Here is a 16,121-nt window from a genome sequence, read left to right as displayed (position 1 = left end):
CAAAAAGGTGTCAAGGCAAAAGGATGGAAAAGCTTGAGATTTCGGCTTGCCAGTCTGTCATTTGCTCGTTATGAGAACGCCCGCGCCGAACAAGCGCCGACCAAGACCGCGGAGAGGTGGCAGAGTGGTCGAATGCACCGCACTCGAAATGCGGCATACCTGCAAGGGTATCGTGGGTTCAAATCCCACCCTCTCCGCCATAACGCTTCAAGCACTTTATTTTCCATCAAGCTGCTGAAATATCTAATGGTTCGGGACCATCTGCTACCATGCGCAGCGATAGCCCAGCTTATGGTGCAACGGTGCGGCGGCTCTTCTGTTTTTGAACACCTCAGCGAAGCCCAAACACCGAATTCTCCGATAAAATCAACTTGTTGAAAATGTTTCTCATCTGACGTTGGGGATGTTTGACAGCCGCTTCGCTGATGTTCTTGTCATGTTCGCACGGAGGGATGGCATCGGTAATCAATCTGGGCGAATTGCTTTTCCAGGCAATGCTGGTGAACTGCCGGCATGACAAAGCCGCCCCGCAAGCCTTCCAAGCCGCTTCGCAGCCGGCCGTGCCGGCAGCAAAATTCCGCTCAGCCCAATCTTCCTCTCGATCCATGCCGGCGCATATCATACCGTGTCGGGCGTCAGCGAGGATACGATTTCAGATGACGGACGACGTGGAATTGAATCAGGTCGAAGGTCAGCAATATCGCCTGCAGATGGCTGGCAGGGAGACGGCTGCTCGTCGCTACCTGAGCCTCAACACGGCTATTCTGCTGGGGATTCTGATTATTGCGATCGTCTTCAGGTTCCACAAGATCACCTTGCCGCTGGTCGACGGCTTCAGCTGGCGCGAGACAAGTACTGCAATGATGGCCGACAATTTTCAGCAGCGCAGCTGGAACATCCTCTTTCCGGAGGTCAGTTGGACCGGGCCTGGGCCAAGCTATCAGGGCCGTGAGTTCCAGATCGTCAGCTATCTCACCGCCCTGCTCTACCAGCTCTTCGGCTGGCACGACTGGTTCGGCCGGGTGGTTGCGGCCTTCTTCGGGCTGGTGACGGTGTTTTCGCTGCACAGGCTAACGGCGCTATGCTGGGGTGAGATGCACGCCCACGCGGCGGCACTTGCCTACGCGCTGATGCCGGCGGCTATCATGATCGACAGCTCGTTTCTTCCTGATCCCGCAATGTTGGCGCTGGTGACTCTTGGTGTCTGGCTGTTCTCCAAATACTGGGCAGGGGGCAGCGGCTGGCTCTTGCCGCTCGCCACGGTCAGCTTCTCGCTCGGCGCGCTGTCGAAGCCACCAGGCATCGCCGCTGGCGCGGTCGTCTTCTATCTGATGGCCTGCTGGATTCTGGAGAAGAAACGAAAGCAGGCGACCTGGGTCTTCCTCTCGGGGGTTTTGAGCCTGGCCATTATTGGCGCTTATTTCAGCTGGGCGATTTATCTCGGCCGCAGCTATCCGCCGTTTCATGTCGCCGGCACTGGCGGCTATATCTGGGATGGCGGCTTCTGGACATATGTCAAAGACAGGTTCTACTTAAAATCCGCATGGAACACCTCTGTCCTATGGTTCTACGGATATCCGTTCATGATGCTGTTCGTGGTCGGTTTGTGGATGCCGCCAAGGCCTGCGGAAGACCTGAAGCAGCGCACTCTTTCGGCCATTCCCTATGTGTGGCTGGCTGCGGCCACGATTCTCTATCCGGCGGCGGCGGTAGAGATCACCAGCAACGTGTGGAACTTCCACATCTTCCATGTGCCGGTCGCGATGTTCTGCGGCCACGGCGCGCTTCTTCTGGCAACGCTTTCATCGAGAACAATTTTAACGCCGGCGGTCGTGCTTCGCTCGATCTGTATCACGGCGGTCCTGCTTGTCTGGTCCACCTTTCCCCTCGTCAGGGCGATGAAGAAGCCAGTCGCCATGAAGGGCATGCTGCTCGGCGAGGAACTGGCGCGGTTGGCGCGGCCGGGCGACCTCGTCGTCGCCATCGCACCCGAGGTCGGCGATCCTGTCGCAATCTACTACAGCAGGGCGCGCGGCTGGGTGTTCCCGCCTGGCGGAGGCGATGTCGAGTGGTCGAAATTCGTCGCGGATGATGCCACCGCGATCTCGCAGCTCGAGGAACTGCGCGCGCAAGGTGCAGATCTGTTCGGCGCGGCGAAGAACGCCACCGACAAGGAGAACCGGCTGTTCGTCGAGCATCATGAGGGGGTCATCAACTATCTGGACAGGACTGCAACCAAGCTTGTGGATTCGGATGATTTGCTGATCTACAGGATCACCCGTCCATGAGCGCTGCGACGCCGCTGCGGGCGCTGGAGCGTTGACACCCAAATTGCGTTATTGCCATTGTGAAATCCCGAACCAACAAGCGGTATTCAGTTGGAGTTCCGAAAGACTATATGGGAGACGCAAAAGGTGAAATTCACAGGGGTGCTAACCTTCGTCTTGCTGCTCGTATCTGGCGGAAGCGCAAACGCAGAACTCATATGCAAGCGGATTGGAGATGACCCCTACGGCCAGCAGGAGGCTCTGTTGGTCAAAGACTCCGCTGGGGTGTTTAGCTATAAAGCGTACGACGGCACCTTAGAGACCATCGAGCTTATATGCGCGTCGTTCTATGACGACAAAGCCAAACTCGGTATTCTATGCGGGCATGTCTTTGAACGTGAGGACGGCTTTACCACGGAGCATTATCTGATCCACTCGATATCGAGTTTTACGACGCTGACGCAGTCTAAGTTAATTGAGAACGCGAAGTCTCAATACGTTCGAAGCGATCATAAAGCGACCGTTACCCAGTACATGATTTCATGCGAGGGAAACCCGTAGATTAGCTCAGAAGCCATCGTCTCGTCGCGGCCCTCTGCGAGGTCATGCGTCGTCAACCACAATATAAGCCCACAGGCCACAGCTTCTGCCCTCGATCCGAATCAAGCGCGAGCACCTCGGCTGAAGCGCCGATAATCGGATGTGCCGGGATTGCGACGCGCCAAAGAAAGGGCGGGGGCAACCCGCCCTTCCGCTTCCAATTTCCGGTCAGTTTTAAAGACCGTCGATTTTAAGATCGGCATCGAGCAAAGTGGGTTCCGACTGGGTCACCGAACCGGACTGCAGGTTTCCAAGAAGAGAGGAAACGACATTGTCTCCGACGAAGCCCGCCTCTTTCAGCAATTGGTCGAGAATAGGCTTGTTCGCCTGGTAGTTCAGCAACTGGCCGGCAAGTCCATCGCCGAGCCCGATATTTCCGCCTTTAGCATCGCCGCCGCGTCCCAACATACCGCCGGTATCGAAGATGCGGATGTCGGAAATCTTCTCGATCGGCTTTACTGCCTCTGCCAGTGCTTGCGGAATGATGCGGATGCGCTCGCGCAGGATTTCGTAATCGATGATCGCTGCGCTCAACCGGTTGCGGGCCTCGTTCAACAAGGCTTCGCTTTCGGCTTCCGCTTTGCCGGTTTCCAGAATGCCTTTCGCCTTGATGACCGCAGCGTCTGCTTCTGCTATCGCAAGCGTCTTGATGGCGTCCGCCTGGTCGACGGCAGCCTGCTTTTCGGCCTCGGCGCCGACGGTTACGGCCGTTGCTTCGGTTTCGGCCTTCTTGCGGGCGTCGATGACGGCGATCTGGCGTTCGCGTTCGGCGATCTCGACGGCTTTTGCGGTCGAAACCTTTTCTTCTGCCGCGATGGCCAGGGCTCTTGCCTCTTCTGCCTTTGCCTTCGCCTCGGACTCTTCGCGGCTCTTTGTGGCGACGGCGATCGCGCTTTCCTGGGAAACGATCTGCAGGTCGCGCCGAGCTTCGGTATCGCGCTGCTGGACGGCGCGGGATGCGTCGATATTTGCGCTTTCGCGGGCCTGTTTGGCGAGAGCTTCACGCTCGGCAATCGCCTGTTCGGTGGTAATGCGAGCTTCCTCTTCCGCACGTTTTGCAGCCTGCTCCTGCTGGGCAGTTTCTGCACGCGTTGCGGCTGATTTGTTGGCGATATCACGCTCCTGGTTCAGTTCCGCCTCGCGTTTGGTGCGTTCAATCGCCAGCGACTGCTGGCGCGCCTCGAGATCCTTTTGGGCAATGGCCACTTCCGTATCGCGAACGATCTCGTTGCGTTCCTTCTTACGGCTTTCGGTAATGCGAGTCAGTGTTGCGAGACCCTGCGCGTCGAAGAAGTTGTTGGCATTGAAATGTTTGATGTCGGTTTGGTCCAGGCGGGTCAGAGAGACCGACTCCAGCTCAAGACCGTTCGATTGCAGGTCAGCACCGACGGCTTCCTGCACTGCCTTGACGAAATCCATGCGCTGCTCCTGCAGTGCATCGAGGTTCATTGTGGCTGCGACAGAGCGAAGACCGTCGACAAATTTCGCTTCAATCAAAACCCGCAGCTGTTCCGCATCATTGGTGCGATTGCCGAGGGTCTGCGCTGCGAGGGCTATCGACGAGGCGTCCGGTTTGACGCGGACATAGAACTCCGCACCGATATCGACCCGCATACGGTCCTTGGTGATGAGTGCATCACCTTCACCGCGCCGTACCTCGAGCCGCAGCGTTTTGAGATTGACGCGTGCTATCGACTGGAAGATCGGGAGGACGACCGAGCCTCCATCAAGTACGACCTTCTGACCGCCCAGACCGGTGCGCACATAAGCCTCGTCCCGGCTGGATCGGGTATAAAGCGTTGCGAAAACCAGGCCAATGCCCAGGATCAGAACCAAGCCGATAATGGCCGGCAACAACAGATCGAATATCATAGTATCTCCCCAGTATGTGTGTCTGGCGCCTTCAACACGTCTGACGGCGCTGTGATGGCTATGAAAACATTGGATTCGTGGTCAACAATGAGGACCTGAGCGCCGGTTGCCATCGAAGGTTCGTTCGGCGCAGCTTTAGCCCGGAATGTATGCCAATTGCCGTGCTGGTCCTTGATACGAATCCGGCCGGGCAGGCCGTGATCAAGCGGTCCGACAGTCACTTCGCCGGTCCTTCCGATGAATTCCGCGAGGTCGACGGCATAGGTTTCATCACGCGGCACGAGCCGCGCGACGATCCTCGTCAGGGACCGGACTTCTGGAATAGCGACGAGAAAGGCTGGCACCGCAGCCAGGAGCGGCGGCAAGGGCAACCAAATGGTTCGTGCTATCGCCTGAAGAACGAAGCCGTTTAGGCAAACATACCGAGGAACAGCATCAGCAGGACGAGAACCGGAACCCCGCCATAGTTGAGCCATGACAGGAGGCCCGACAATCCGCCGCCATGGTCGTCGGGCAATGCCTTTCCGATCAATTCGCTTAGCGAAAAGCCGATCAGCAGGCAGCACATTTCCAGCACGGTTAGCGCAGCCAGTATGATCGCAGCCACCGCAAAGGGGGCGGAGTGAGGATCGAGGAAAAGGTCCATCAGCGTTTAATTTTGACCTGCTTTGAGTTGTGCGAGCCGGGCTTCGATTGCCTGTTCGCGATGCAGGCGGTCAAGTTCCTCCAATTCCACACTTGCACCCTTCCCCTCGGAGGGAACTCCGGTGAGGCGGGAGACGGCTGCGGCTGCGCGCGATGCTCCGTCTGTCGATCGGGTTCGGCCGAATGCGGCTGCGGCAGCCTCAGGCAGGTGCTGGAGGCGATGCTTCAAAGCCGCGAGCTTTTCTTCCGCCTCGCGGCGCGTAGCCAGAATGGCGTGAAGCGCCTGCTGGCCCTCATCAAGCTGCGTTCTGACGGCCGATAGGGCATTGTCGAGTGCTGCGAGCTGCACCTCGAGATCGATCTGTCTTGCAACGCCTGCCTTCGCAAGATCGTCCCGACTTGTCGAGATGGCCGTACGGATCTTGTCATCGAGGGCGCGCCGATCAGCTTCTATCTCACTGCGCCGTGTCTGGATGCGATATTCTTCCGCTCGGGACTTACCGAGGTCCACGCGGGCCTCATCGGCCGCAGAATCGATGTCGCGAAGCGCCTGTTCGACGACGGCGATCTTGTTTATCCCTTCGGCTTTGTCGACTGCAGCATTCGCAAGTCCGGCGATAAGACGACCGACGCGCGACAATATCCCTTCACTTGTCATGATATTGATCTCCCTTCGGTTTGCATGCGGGGTGACGCCGATATCGATCTGATAGGCCCCGCCGTCGGCGACGAGTTGAGCCGCAAAAATGCTGATCGTCCCGTTCGAGTAGCCTGCCACGTCGTAAGGAACGACCATTCGGCCACGAACGGTAGCGAGCGACAGTGTTGTGGGTCCCTTTATCGAAAACAGTTTTTCATCCAGAGGCAGTCTTGCCGGTGTTATCGGATGGTTGCGATTGGCTGCGAAGTCGCGCAGTCCGAGGGTGACCAGCCTAGCCGGCAGACGGGTTTTCTCCCGGATCGTCTCATAAGCCAGTTCGTGAAGCGTAACGAGATTAGACCCGTCTTTTTCCGTCAGCATCTCGTCAAGCGCAGTGAACATTGCCGCATAAGCGGCGAAGGTCTCGTCGAGAGCGTGTTTTGCTTCAGGATCAGGCGAAAGATCGTAGCGCAAAATCGATGTATGTGCTGTTTGAGCCATGCCAGAAATACAAAGCACTGCTTTCGTGCTTTCAAGGAATATTTTCAGTCTTCGGTTGAAACTTATTTCCTGAAGAATCTGCAGGCGTGTATCTTAATCGCGCTGATTTTCGCTCTGCTTTGTAAGACGTTTCTCACGGATGACGGTAAAGCGGGTGGTCGACCTCTGGCTATCGGCATTCGTGAGGTAAGGGACGCTGACGATTCAGGTGCGAGTTGTCTTAGGCGTTTTGAGTATCGCTCCGAAGCGATAACCAATGAAGGCCATAAGGGCGAGAACGGCGATCGACCAGTATAAAGGCTCGCCGGGAAGCTGAACTTCGTAGACATCGAGATAGCTGTCGAACTTTCTTCCCCCATCAATGATGGACTTGGCCAGTTCCGGAGTGAAGTCTCCATCGGCCAGTGGCTCGCCATCGGGGGTGAAGATTGTATTTACCCCCGGAAGCCCGAGGAGGATCAAGCCGATCAATGCAAAGAATGCCGAACAAAGAATGGGAATGACCCAGTTCCTGATAAAACGCACTTTATTCCTCCCTGATTGCTGTCGCTATATGCAGTCATTTGTAATGGTGCAATCGTTCAGGGTTTCGAAAGATGGCGGCTATAGCTCTTCTTTCGCGTAATTCTCACACCGGTCGGAGAACAGTTTTTCGCTAAGGAAATCGACGAGGACGCGGACCTTGGGTGAGAGATGCCGGTTGGATGGCCAGAGGAGATGGAACTGGGCGGGGGCATCGATGTGGGCGTCCAGTACGGTTCGCAGCCTGCCATCGGCCAGCGGGTCGCGAGCGAGGAAATCCGGCATGCAGCCAATGCCCATTCCGCTAATGGTGGCTCCGCGCAGGGCTTCCATATTGTTGCATGTGAGCACGGTGCGGGTTCTGATTTCCGGATGGTCGGGTGAGAGGCTGAGCGGCCAAGGCTGCAGCTTTCCCGAATTCGGAAACCTGAACCGGACGCTCAGATGGCCTTCGAGATCACGGGGGCAATCCGGTGTGCCATGTTTCTCCAGATAGATCGGGGCCGCACATAGCAATAGCTGAAAAGGGCGAAGCGCGCGCGACATCAATCTCGAGTCCGGCAAGGTCCCGCTGCGGATCGCGACATCGACGCCTTCTTCGATCAGGTCGACTATACGGTCGTTGAAGTCGAGATCCAGTTCGATTTCCGGATAGAGGCTCACGAACTCCGGCAGAATCGGCAGGATCAGGTGATAGCTGACCAGCGGTACGCTGACGCGCAATCGGCCTCGAGGGGTGGCGACAGCCTGAGCGAGTGAAGCTTGCGCATCCTCCAGATCGTCGAGAATGCGGCGGCAGCGTTCATGAAACAGCCGCCCTTCTTCCGTCAATCGCAAACTCCGCGTTGAGCGCTGGAACAGACGAACACCGAGCTGCAATTCGAGCGCTGTGACAGCCTTTCCGACAGCGGAGGGTGAAAGGCCAAGCGCGCGGCTGGCAGCGACGAAACTCCCAAGGTCGGCTGTTCTGACGAAGGCTGCCAAGCCACTCAGTGGTTGATCCATTTACAGATCCATTCGAGCAGTTTCTTCCGTTATGACCGGAACAAACCGTAGGTTATCGAAGAATTATCCTCAATTTATGCTGCTTTCCGCATTCGAAGTCCAGGCGTTTCGACGCCTCTTCCGCACGCAGCTCCAAAGCGCGTCCTCATCCTCGAACCAGCGGATATCTCATGACCGTCACTCACAAGTTCAAGCCAACGAGTATTGCAGAAAAAATCTTCGTTCTAATCGCCGTGTGTTCCGCGGCTGCGGCTATGCCGCTCACCTTTACCGGGCCTGCTGTCGCCTTGCCGGCGATCAGTGCCGAGCTTGGCGGAAGTCCCATAGCCCATAACTGGGTCACCAATGCCTTCATGCTCACCTTCGGCAGTACGCTGATGGCCGCCGGCGCTTTGGCAGATAGTTATGGCCGCAAGCGCATCTTCCTATGCGGCCTTGCAGCCTTCATCCTGTTTTCCGGCGGGCTTGCCTTTTCGCCTGATATCGTCTGGTTCGACAGCCTTCGCGCACTGCAGGGTTTCGGCTCGGCCGCGGCCTTTTCCGGCGGGATGGCATCGCTGGCGCAGGAATTCGATGGAAAGGAGCGCATGCGCGCCTTCAGTCTCGTCGGCGCAAGTTTTGGCATTGGCCTGGCGTTCGGACCGATGGCGTCAGGCATGATGATCGAAGCCTTCGGCTGGCGCGCGATCTTCATACTCGTTGTCGGCCTCGCCATCATCGCCTTCGCTTTCGGGGCGATATTCCTGACGGAAACCCGCGACCCCGAGGCAAGGGGACTCGATTGGACGGGTGCGGTTAGCTTCACGCTGGCTTTGTCGCTTTTTACTTATGGCGTGCTGCGGGCGCCGGAAAGCGGCTGGAGTGACGTTCTCACGCTTGGGCTCCTTCTCGGTTCGGCGCTGCTAATGGCCCTCTTTTGCCTGATCGAGCACCTCGTGAAGCGACCGATGCTCGATCTGACGCTTTTCCGGTACCCTCGCTTTGTCGGTGTGCAGCTTTTGGCGGCCGCTCCCGCTTATGCATTCGTCGTCCTGCTTATCCTGCTGCCGGTGCGCCTCGTCGGTATCGAGCGCTTGAGTGCAGTTGCTGCCGGGCAGATGATGATCGCGCTTTCCGGCCCGCTTCTCATCCTGCCGATCGCGGCGGGATTGCTGACCCGATGGCTGTCGGCAGCGACGATCTGTAGCGTCGGTCTCATCATCTCGGCAGCTGGTCTTTTTTGGCTCGCCCATATTCCCGTCGGTTCGGATCATGTGGTGCTTATCGCACCTCTGCTAACGATCGGTATCGGCATCAGCCTGCCCTGGGGTCTCATGGATGGACTTGCGGTCAGCGTCGTGCCGAAGGAGCGGGCCGGTATGGCAACCGGAATTTTCAGCACGACCCGCGTTGCCGGTGAAGGCGTGGCGCTTGCCATCGTCAGCGCTGCCCTGTCCGCGCTGACGCGATCCTTTCTCGGATCAAGCCATGAAGCGACACAAGCAGCACAACGATTGGCAACCGGCGACCTGAAAGGCGCAGGCCAGGCCCTCGCTGGTATCGGCGAACTGGAACTCATCCATGCCTATAATAATGCCTTCAGCCTGCTTCTGTGGTTTCTGACCGGCATTACCATCCTGACGGCAATCGTCATTTTTACATTCATGGGGCGAGGTAGTGGCGAAACCGACGAGATGGCCGAAGAGTCTATCGCTGTTTGAACATATGAGGGCGGATGAATGTTTCCGCCCTTTTAACTATAGCTACTGAAATACTACTCTTCCCGACACAATTTATCCTGCGAAGTTACATGTGGCAGTAACGACTCCTAAAGTCCCAGCTGGCACCTTTATTCATATTGATATTGCGTATGCGTCTTTACCGGCTGAGGTTTTGCAATGAGTCGTAATCGAGATGATTGGGTTAGCCAACGGGCATATGCCATCTGGGAAGGGGAAGGCCGGCCGCATGGTCGGGGTGAAAGCCACTGGGCGCAGGCGCTCAGGGAATTCGAGCAGCTCGAAGCAACCAAGGCTTCAGCCGATGGGAGCGATCTCATCGAGAAGCTGAAGGCAGCGGGGCGGCTGATGCGAGTTTGTGAGGAGCCGGTCTTCGAAGTCAAGGACGAGCGGCAGCGGAAAGCAGTGCTTTAAGACAGGTCAGAAGAACGCGGCTTCGTGTCAGGAAAGGCATAAGGAGACCGCTTGCCACTTCCCGGAGCGACAAATAGTCAGCAGCATTCCAGGCGGACGATCGGTCTTGCCGGCAAGCGTCTTGTCACTTCCGTGAAGCCTGCATCGAGAAACATCGAAAGGGTTCCCGGATAGAGCTCGGCTCCGTTCGAAGCGCGGGCTTCTTGATCGACGGGATAGGCCTCGAGACATTCGGCGCCGTTCGCCTTTGCAAATTCGATGGCGTGTTCCAACAGCAAGCGCGAAAGGCCCTGGCGCCGGAATGGTTTGCGGACGATGAAGCAATTGATCGACCAGACCGGCCTATCATCGACCGGAGCGAAAGGTTTCGAACGGCGCAGCCGGTCGAATGCCGCGCGCGGCGCCACGCCGCACCATCCGGCTGGCTCGTTCTCGTGGCAGCCGAGAATGCCGGGCGGGCGCGGCTCAGCAATCAAGTTTCGGAACCAGCTGCGGTTTCCTTCGCCCCATCCCGCCTTGTACTCGGCATTCGGACGATACCAATAGGCGCACCGGCAATTCCGGCCACCGGAGCAATCGTCGAAGACCAATTCGATATCGACCAGGCGATCGGCGGTTGCCGGGAAGAAAGAGAAGCGATCCTGCATGCCGGGGAAAATATAGCGCGGGTGGACGATCGGCAAGCGACCGCCCCGCCGCTGCTACTGCCGGGCGGCCCATCCGAGACCGCGGCGCAGGATCAGCGGCATATAGGGATGGTCGAATTCGGCGGCGACATGGCCAAGTGCGGAATAGAACACGCGGCCCTCACCGAAATGCCGCTTGAACACGACGGGCATTGCGACATTGCGCGCGGCGGGATCGTACTGGCCGGTGAAGGTGGTCGTCGCGAGCACTTCGACCGAGGGATCGTAATGCAAATAATATTGCTCCGACCGATAGTCGAAGTCCGGGATATCTTCCATCAGCGGATCGTCCTGTCGTGTGACCGCTACCCGGAAATCAATGATATTGCCGGGATGGGCAACCCAGGTGACGCCTGAGACGTAGCGAAAAGGCGCACTTTCCTTGAAGGACGTGGCAAGGCAGCCATGGTGGCCACCGAGGCCGAGTCCGCCACGCACAGCTTCGACAAGGGAATCCGCATGCGGCTTTTCCAGTTTCTCACCGGTAATCACCGGCACCAGAAGATCGGCCCTGGCGAGTTGCGGTGAGCCGAAAATGCCAAGATCATTGGTGATCTCGACAGCAAAGCCGTCCTCACGCAGCAATTCCCCAACGATATTCGCGCAGGGTTCCGGCTCGTGGCCCGGCCAGCCGCCCCAGACAATGATCGCCTTTCTCATATTTCCTCCCAGATCTGATGCAGCGGGTTTTCGATGGCTCTTCGATCAAACGGCCAGATGGCGCTCATGGGTAATACCGCCAGTTACATAATGAATGTCCGCGAGCCGACAAGGCAATTGCCTTGTCAGCAGGCGCGTCCGTATACAAGGCCTCTCTAATCTTCTTCTTTTTGCAAATATGTAACCAAGATAACTTTTTACTGACGTGTAACTTGGCTAAGGTCTGTGCATCTGTGGCTTGCAAAAGGGTAGATGCATGGCAGGTGAAACCGTACTGGTCGTCGGCGGCGCTGGTTATATTGGCTCGCATACGTGCCTCGATCTGGCGAACAAGGGTTACAAGCCCGTCGTCTTCGACAACTTCTCCAACGGTCATCGCGAATTCGTCAAATGGGGGCCGGCAGAAGAGGGCGATATCCGCGATCGCGCAAGGCTCGATGAAGTGCTGGCGAAGCACAAGCCTTCGGCGATCCTGCATTTTGCAGCGCTGATCGAAGTCGGCGAATCGGTCAAGGATCCGGTCTCCTTCTACGAGAACAATGTCATCGGCACATTGACGCTGCTTTCAGCAGCACAGGCGGCCGGCATCAATGCCTTCGTCTTCTCTTCGACCTGCGCGACCTATGGTCTGCCGCAGAGCGTGCCGCTCGATGAGACGCATCGCCAGGTGCCGATCAATCCCTACGGCCGAACCAAGTACATCGTCGAGCAAGCGCTTGCCGATTACGACCACTACAAGAATCTCCGTTCCGTCGTACTGCGTTATTTCAATGCCGCGGGTGCTGATTTCGAAGGCCGGATCGGCGAATGGCACCAGCCGGAAACGCATGCAATCCCGCTGGCGATTGATGCCGCTCTTGGCCGTCGTCAGGGCTTCAAAGTGTTCGGCAGCGATTATGAAACACGTGACGGCACCTGCGTGCGCGACTATATCCATGTCCTCGATCTCGCCGATGCACATGTGCGCGCCGTCCAATATTTGCTCGATGGCGGCGAGTCCGTTGCGCTCAACCTCGGCACCGGCACCGGCACCACCGTGAAGGAACTGCTTGGCGCCATCGAAGACGTCTCCAATAAGCCGTTCCCGGTGGAATTTATCGGTCGTCGCGAAGGCGATTCGCATACGCTGGTTGCCAATAACGACAAGGCGCGGGACGTGCTCGGCTGGGTGCCGCAGTATGATCTCTCGCAGATTATTCAATCGGCCTGGAACTGGCATGCGAGATCAAATCACCACTGAACGCGGCGCGAGACCCAACGTTCTCATCATCACGGCGGATCAATGGCGTGGCGATTGCCTTTCGGCTGTCGGGCATGCCTGTGTCAGGACGCCGAATGTGGATGCACTGGCGAAAGAAGGGACGCTCTTCCGGCGGCATTATGCCGGTGCCGCGCCCTGTTCGCCGGCGCGGGCCACGCTTTATACCGGCCTTTACCAGATGAACCACCGGGTCTGCCGCAACGGATCACCGCTCGACCGGCGGTTCGATAATTTGGCCCTTGCGGCAAGGCGTGCGGGTTACGATCCGACGCTCTTCGGCTACACGGACACGGCGCCCGATCCCAGGGATATGGATGCCAATGATCCGCATCTCACAACCTATGAAGGTGTATTGCCTGGCTTCACGGTGCGCCAGCTCCTGCCGGAACATGAAAGACAATGGCTTTCCTGGCTGCGCTCCCGTGGCCATAAGGACGCTGTCAACCGTGATATCCATATTCCTGTCGGCGCTGAAGCGGGGGAAATCTCCGACGCGGCAACAGCCTATTCACGCGAAGAGACGCAGACTGCCTTCCTCACCGGCGAATTCATCCGTTGGATGAGCGAGCAGGATGCACCGTGGTTCGCGCATATCTCCTTTTTGCGGCCGCATCCGCCCTTCTCGGTGCCGGAGCCGTTCAATCGGATGTTCAAGCCGGGTGAAGGTCCGGCCTTCGCGCGTGCGGCAGATTGCGAGACGGAACGGCAAAGCCATCCCTATCTTGCCTATGCCATGCCGCGTGTCGGCAAGGGTAGTTTCATCCATGGGGCGGAAGGCCCACTCAGCGAATGGAATGCCGCCGATTTCGACGCGATCAGGTCTATCTACTATGGAATGATCGCCGAGGTGGATGATCAGCTCGGTCGCATTTGGCAGGCGCTGAAGGACGTGAGCGAATGGAATAACACGATCATCGTTTTCACGTCAGATCATGCGGAGATGGCGGGCGACCACTGGACGCTCGGCAAGGGCGGCTATTTCGACGGCGGCTATCATATTCCGCTTGTCATCCGCGATCCCGGTGCGGCTTCAGCCGGCGGCACCGTGCAGAATTTCACCAGCGCTGCCGATGTGTTCCCGACACTCTGCGATCGGCTCGGGATCAGACCGGCCAACGGCATCGATGGACGGTCGCTGACGTCCTTCCTCGATGGCAAGGTTCAGGCCTGGCGGGACGAAGCCTTCTGGGAGTTCGATTTCCGGGATATCGCCGATGGCGAAGCGGAGCAGCATTTCGGCCTTCGGTCGAACGAGCTGAATCTTGCCGTCATCCGTGATGAGCGGTTCAAATATGTGCATTTCGCCGCGCTGCCGGCGCTGCTCTTCGATCTCGTCAACGATCCGATGGAGTTGCGCAACCTTGCTGACGATCCGGCCTATGCCTCGGTACGGCTCGGTTATGCAGAACGGCTGCTGTCGCTTCGAGCGCGGCATCTCGATCAGACGCTTGCCTATACCGAACTGACGGAGAAAGGGCCGGTGACGCACCGGCCCTGATCGGGCATCAGAAATTTCCGAGGAAATCCCGCTTGCCAACCGGCGCACCCTGATTGCGCAGGATGGCATGAGCCGTCGTCACGTGGAAATAAAAGTTCGGCAGCGCGAAGAGCGCGACATATTCGATGCCCGGCACGACCGAACTATTGCGGCCAGGTATGGTGATATCCCTGACGTCGCTGCCTTCCAAAGCCTGCGGCGAGAAGCTGGCGAGATAGGCTTCCGTCTTTGCCATGCGCTCGCGCAGATCTGCGATCGTGGTTTCATTGTCTTCGAACTTCGGCGCGTCGGTTGCGGTCAGTCGGGAGAGTGCAAATTTGGCGCTGTCGCTGGCACGCTGATACTGGCCGGAAAGCGGCAGCATGTCCGGGGCGAGACGCGCGTTTACGAGAATGGTGGGATCGATCTTCTTTTCTTCGGCATAGGCTTCCGCCTTGTCGAGGTAGGTTTTCAGGCTGGCAATGCCGCGCTGGAACATGGGCACGGTAAGGCGATACATCGAAATGGACATTTGTCCTGTCTCCAAAAATCTCCAAACAGGCAGCCCGTGTGCGCGGGCTGTTCTGGCGCTGACTAGATGGGGATTTCTACGACGATCACAATAAGCACTTGTGACGGTTTCCCGTCCGTCATGGCCGGATTGCAACAGACCGATCCGCGCAGTCCATCGTGTTGCTCAGCCTTCCCCCTCTGTGATGGTGTCCGAATTCGGCAAAGAGGCTTGACGTCGTTTCGATAAAATGGAATGAATATTCCGCGAAACAAATTTTACGGTTTGTTTGTTCCGTTTTAATGGGGCCGCCACGGGAGAGGCGGCGCGGCTTTGAGGCCTGCGGACGGATGTCTGAGGCCCCGGCGTGAGGAGGGTGCAGCCGGGCACCGCTTTGTGGAGGAAATAAAATGAGAAAGCTTATCCTGGGCACTGCGATGGCGCTCGTCATGTCGGCGGCCGCTCATGCCGAAACGGTCGGCGTTTCGATGGCGAAATTCGACGACAATTTCTTGACCGTTTTGCGCAATGGTATGACCGATTATGCAAAGACCCTTAAAGGTGTCACCCTGCAGGTCGAAGACGCACAAAACGATGTTTCCAAGCAGCAGAGCCAGATCCAGAACTTCATCGCCTCAAAGGTCGATGCGATCATCGTCAACCCGGTCGATACCGATGCGACCACGGCGATGTCGAAGCTCGCCGCTGACGCCGGCATTCCGCTGGTTTATGTGAACCGCCAGCCGGTCAACGTCGATACGCTGCCAGACAAGCAGGCATTCGTTGCTTCCAACGAGCAGGAATCCGGCACGCTGGAAACCAAGGAAATCTGCCGAATCCTCGGTGGCAAGGGCAATGCCGTCGTCATCATGGGTGAGCTCTCCAACCAGGCCGCGCGCATGCGCACTCAGGACGTTCATGACGTGATCAAGACGGACGAATGCAAGGGATTGAAGATCGTCGAAGAGCAGACGGCAAACTGGGACCGCACCCAAGGTGCCGACCTGATGACCAACTGGCTCTCCAGCGGTATCGAGTTCGACGCCGTGATCTCCAATAACGACGAAATGGCGATCGGCGCCATCCAGGCGCTCAAGGCGGCCGGCAAGGACATGAGCAAGATCGTCATCGGCGGCGTCGACGCCACGCAGGACGCGCTTGCCGCCATGCAGGCGGGCGATCTCGACGTCACCGTCTTCCAGGACGCGGCCGGGCAGGGTAAGGGCGCGCTCGATACGGCGCTCGCGATTGCCAAGGGCGAAAAGGTCGAGAAGAAGGTCTACATTCCCTTCCAGCTCGTCACGCCTGCCAACGTCAAGGACTTCGTCGCCAAGAACTGAGG

At 57.8% G+C, this 16,121-nt stretch carries 14 protein-coding genes, 1 tRNA gene and 2 pseudogenes; 9 read left to right on the top strand and 8 right to left on the bottom strand.

The window, feature by feature from the left end; genetic code table 11:
* The first annotated feature begins 110 nt into the window (after window positions 1–110).
* The 4 genes and pseudogenes from EV281_RS21525 to EV281_RS21510 all read left to right on the top strand — a co-directional run bounded on the left by EV281_RS21525 (window position 111) and on the right by EV281_RS21510 (window position 2,828).
* A tRNA-Ser gene (locus EV281_RS21525) sits at window positions 111–200 on the top strand.
* A gap of 313 nt (window positions 201–513) precedes the next feature.
* Window positions 514–635 (top strand): annotated as a pseudogene (locus tag EV281_RS21520) (ATP-dependent DNA ligase); the annotation flags it as partial.
* A gap of 21 nt (window positions 636–656) precedes the next feature.
* Window positions 657–2,288, top strand: coding sequence for a glycosyltransferase family 39 protein (locus tag EV281_RS21515; protein ID WP_132656305.1), 1,632 nt, complete (start codon window positions 657–659; stop codon window positions 2,286–2,288).
* Between the two features lie 126 nt (window positions 2,289–2,414).
* Entirely contained in the window at window positions 2,415–2,828 is a 414-nt protein-coding gene (locus tag EV281_RS21510) for a hypothetical protein (RefSeq protein ID WP_132656038.1), read from the top strand.
* Between the two features lie 213 nt (window positions 2,829–3,041).
* Here the strand turns inward: EV281_RS21510 and EV281_RS21505 are convergent, their stop codons facing one another.
* The 5 genes and pseudogenes from EV281_RS21505 to EV281_RS21485 form a co-directional block, all read right to left on the bottom strand.
* Complete coding sequence (locus EV281_RS21505; RefSeq protein ID WP_245508327.1) at window positions 3,042–4,739, bottom strand: flotillin domain-containing protein; 1,698 nt, start codon at window positions 4,737–4,739, stop codon at window positions 3,042–3,044.
* Window positions 4,736–5,385: pseudogene (locus EV281_RS21500) on the bottom strand (OB-fold-containig protein). Before EV281_RS21500 ends, EV281_RS21505 begins: the two are co-directional and overlap by 4 nt.
* Before the next feature lie 6 nt (window positions 5,386–5,391).
* Window positions 5,392–6,525, bottom strand: a complete 1,134-nt coding sequence (locus EV281_RS21495) for a PspA/IM30 family protein (protein WP_132656036.1) — start codon at window positions 6,523–6,525, stop codon at window positions 5,392–5,394.
* Between the two features lie 204 nt (window positions 6,526–6,729).
* Entirely contained in the window at window positions 6,730–7,050 is a 321-nt protein-coding gene (locus EV281_RS21490) for a hypothetical protein (RefSeq protein ID WP_132656034.1), read from the bottom strand.
* Between the two features lie 78 nt (window positions 7,051–7,128).
* Complete coding sequence (locus EV281_RS21485; RefSeq protein ID WP_132656032.1) at window positions 7,129–8,052, bottom strand: LysR family transcriptional regulator; 924 nt, start codon at window positions 8,050–8,052, stop codon at window positions 7,129–7,131.
* Window positions 8,053–8,222: 170 nt separating this feature from the next.
* Between EV281_RS21485 and EV281_RS21480 the strand changes: the two genes are divergently transcribed.
* Entirely contained in the window at window positions 8,223–9,752 is a 1,530-nt protein-coding gene (locus EV281_RS21480; protein ID WP_132656030.1) for an MFS transporter, read from the top strand.
* A 177-nt stretch (window positions 9,753–9,929) separates the two neighbouring features.
* Window positions 9,930–10,184, top strand: a complete 255-nt coding sequence (locus EV281_RS21475; RefSeq protein ID WP_132656028.1) for a DUF2934 domain-containing protein — start codon at window positions 9,930–9,932, stop codon at window positions 10,182–10,184.
* 77 nt (window positions 10,185–10,261) lie between these two features.
* On the opposite strand, the gene EV281_RS21470 is transcribed toward EV281_RS21475, so the two are convergent.
* Both EV281_RS21470 and EV281_RS21465 read right to left on the bottom strand, forming a co-directional pair.
* Entirely contained in the window at window positions 10,262–10,831 is a 570-nt protein-coding gene (locus tag EV281_RS21470) for a GNAT family N-acetyltransferase (RefSeq protein WP_132656303.1), read from the bottom strand.
* 54 nt (window positions 10,832–10,885) lie between these two features.
* Entirely contained in the window at window positions 10,886–11,530 is a 645-nt protein-coding gene (locus tag EV281_RS21465) for a ThuA domain-containing protein (protein ID WP_132656026.1), read from the bottom strand.
* Window positions 11,531–11,786: 256 nt separating this feature from the next.
* On the opposite strand from EV281_RS21465, the gene galE reads away from it, so the two are divergent.
* Window positions 11,787–12,770, top strand: coding sequence for a UDP-glucose 4-epimerase GalE (gene galE / locus EV281_RS21460; protein ID WP_132656024.1), 984 nt, complete (start codon window positions 11,787–11,789; stop codon window positions 12,768–12,770).
* Window positions 12,748–14,289: an alkaline phosphatase family protein gene (locus tag EV281_RS21455; RefSeq protein WP_132656022.1), complete on the top strand. Its 1,542-nt coding sequence runs from the start codon at window positions 12,748–12,750 to the stop codon at window positions 14,287–14,289. The genes galE and EV281_RS21455 overlap by 23 nt, the downstream gene beginning before the upstream one ends.
* A gap of 7 nt (window positions 14,290–14,296) precedes the next feature.
* Here the strand turns inward: EV281_RS21455 and EV281_RS21450 are convergent, their stop codons facing one another.
* On the bottom strand, window positions 14,297–14,800 hold the full coding sequence (locus EV281_RS21450) for a DUF1993 domain-containing protein (protein WP_132656020.1): 504 nt from the start codon (window positions 14,798–14,800) through the stop codon (window positions 14,297–14,299).
* A 389-nt stretch (window positions 14,801–15,189) separates the two neighbouring features.
* On the opposite strand from EV281_RS21450, the gene EV281_RS21445 reads away from it, so the two are divergent.
* A complete protein-coding gene (locus tag EV281_RS21445) occupies window positions 15,190–16,119 on the top strand; it encodes a sugar ABC transporter substrate-binding protein (protein WP_132656018.1) in 930 nt (309 codons plus the stop codon).
* Window positions 16,120–16,121 lie beyond the last annotated feature (2 nt).

The sequence above is a fragment of the Rhizobium sp. BK418 genome (assembly GCF_004341105.1).
GTDB lineage: Bacteria > Pseudomonadota > Alphaproteobacteria > Rhizobiales > Rhizobiaceae > Rhizobium.
This window is presented reverse-complemented; position numbering and strand designations above follow the sequence as displayed.

Bases quoted from the DNA above. Each gene is read 5' to 3' on its own strand.
- EV281_RS21515 (WP_132656305.1), top strand. From the start codon at position 657: ATGACGGACGACGTGGAATTGAATCAGGTCGAAGGTCAGCAATATCGC.
- EV281_RS21505 (WP_245508327.1), bottom strand. From the start codon at position 4,739: ATGATATTCGATCTGTTGTTGCCGGCCATTATCGGCTTGGTTCTGATC.
- EV281_RS21495 (WP_132656036.1), bottom strand. From the start codon at position 6,525: ATGGCTCAAACAGCACATACATCGATTTTGCGCTACGATCTTTCGCCT.
- EV281_RS21485 (WP_132656032.1), bottom strand. From the start codon at position 8,052: ATGGATCAACCACTGAGTGGCTTGGCAGCCTTCGTCAGAACAGCCGAC.
- EV281_RS21480 (WP_132656030.1), top strand. From the start codon at position 8,223: ATGACCGTCACTCACAAGTTCAAGCCAACGAGTATTGCAGAAAAAATC.
- EV281_RS21475 (WP_132656028.1), top strand. From the start codon at position 9,930: ATGAGTCGTAATCGAGATGATTGGGTTAGCCAACGGGCATATGCCATC.
- EV281_RS21470 (WP_132656303.1), bottom strand. From the start codon at position 10,831: ATGCAGGATCGCTTCTCTTTCTTCCCGGCAACCGCCGATCGCCTGGTC.
- EV281_RS21465 (WP_132656026.1), bottom strand. From the start codon at position 11,530: ATGAGAAAGGCGATCATTGTCTGGGGCGGCTGGCCGGGCCACGAGCCG.
- galE (WP_132656024.1), top strand. From the start codon at position 11,787: ATGGCAGGTGAAACCGTACTGGTCGTCGGCGGCGCTGGTTATATTGGC.
- EV281_RS21455 (WP_132656022.1), top strand. From the start codon at position 12,748: ATGCGAGATCAAATCACCACTGAACGCGGCGCGAGACCCAACGTTCTC.
- EV281_RS21450 (WP_132656020.1), bottom strand. From the start codon at position 14,800: ATGTCCATTTCGATGTATCGCCTTACCGTGCCCATGTTCCAGCGCGGC.
- EV281_RS21445 (WP_132656018.1), top strand. From the start codon at position 15,190: ATGAGAAAGCTTATCCTGGGCACTGCGATGGCGCTCGTCATGTCGGCG.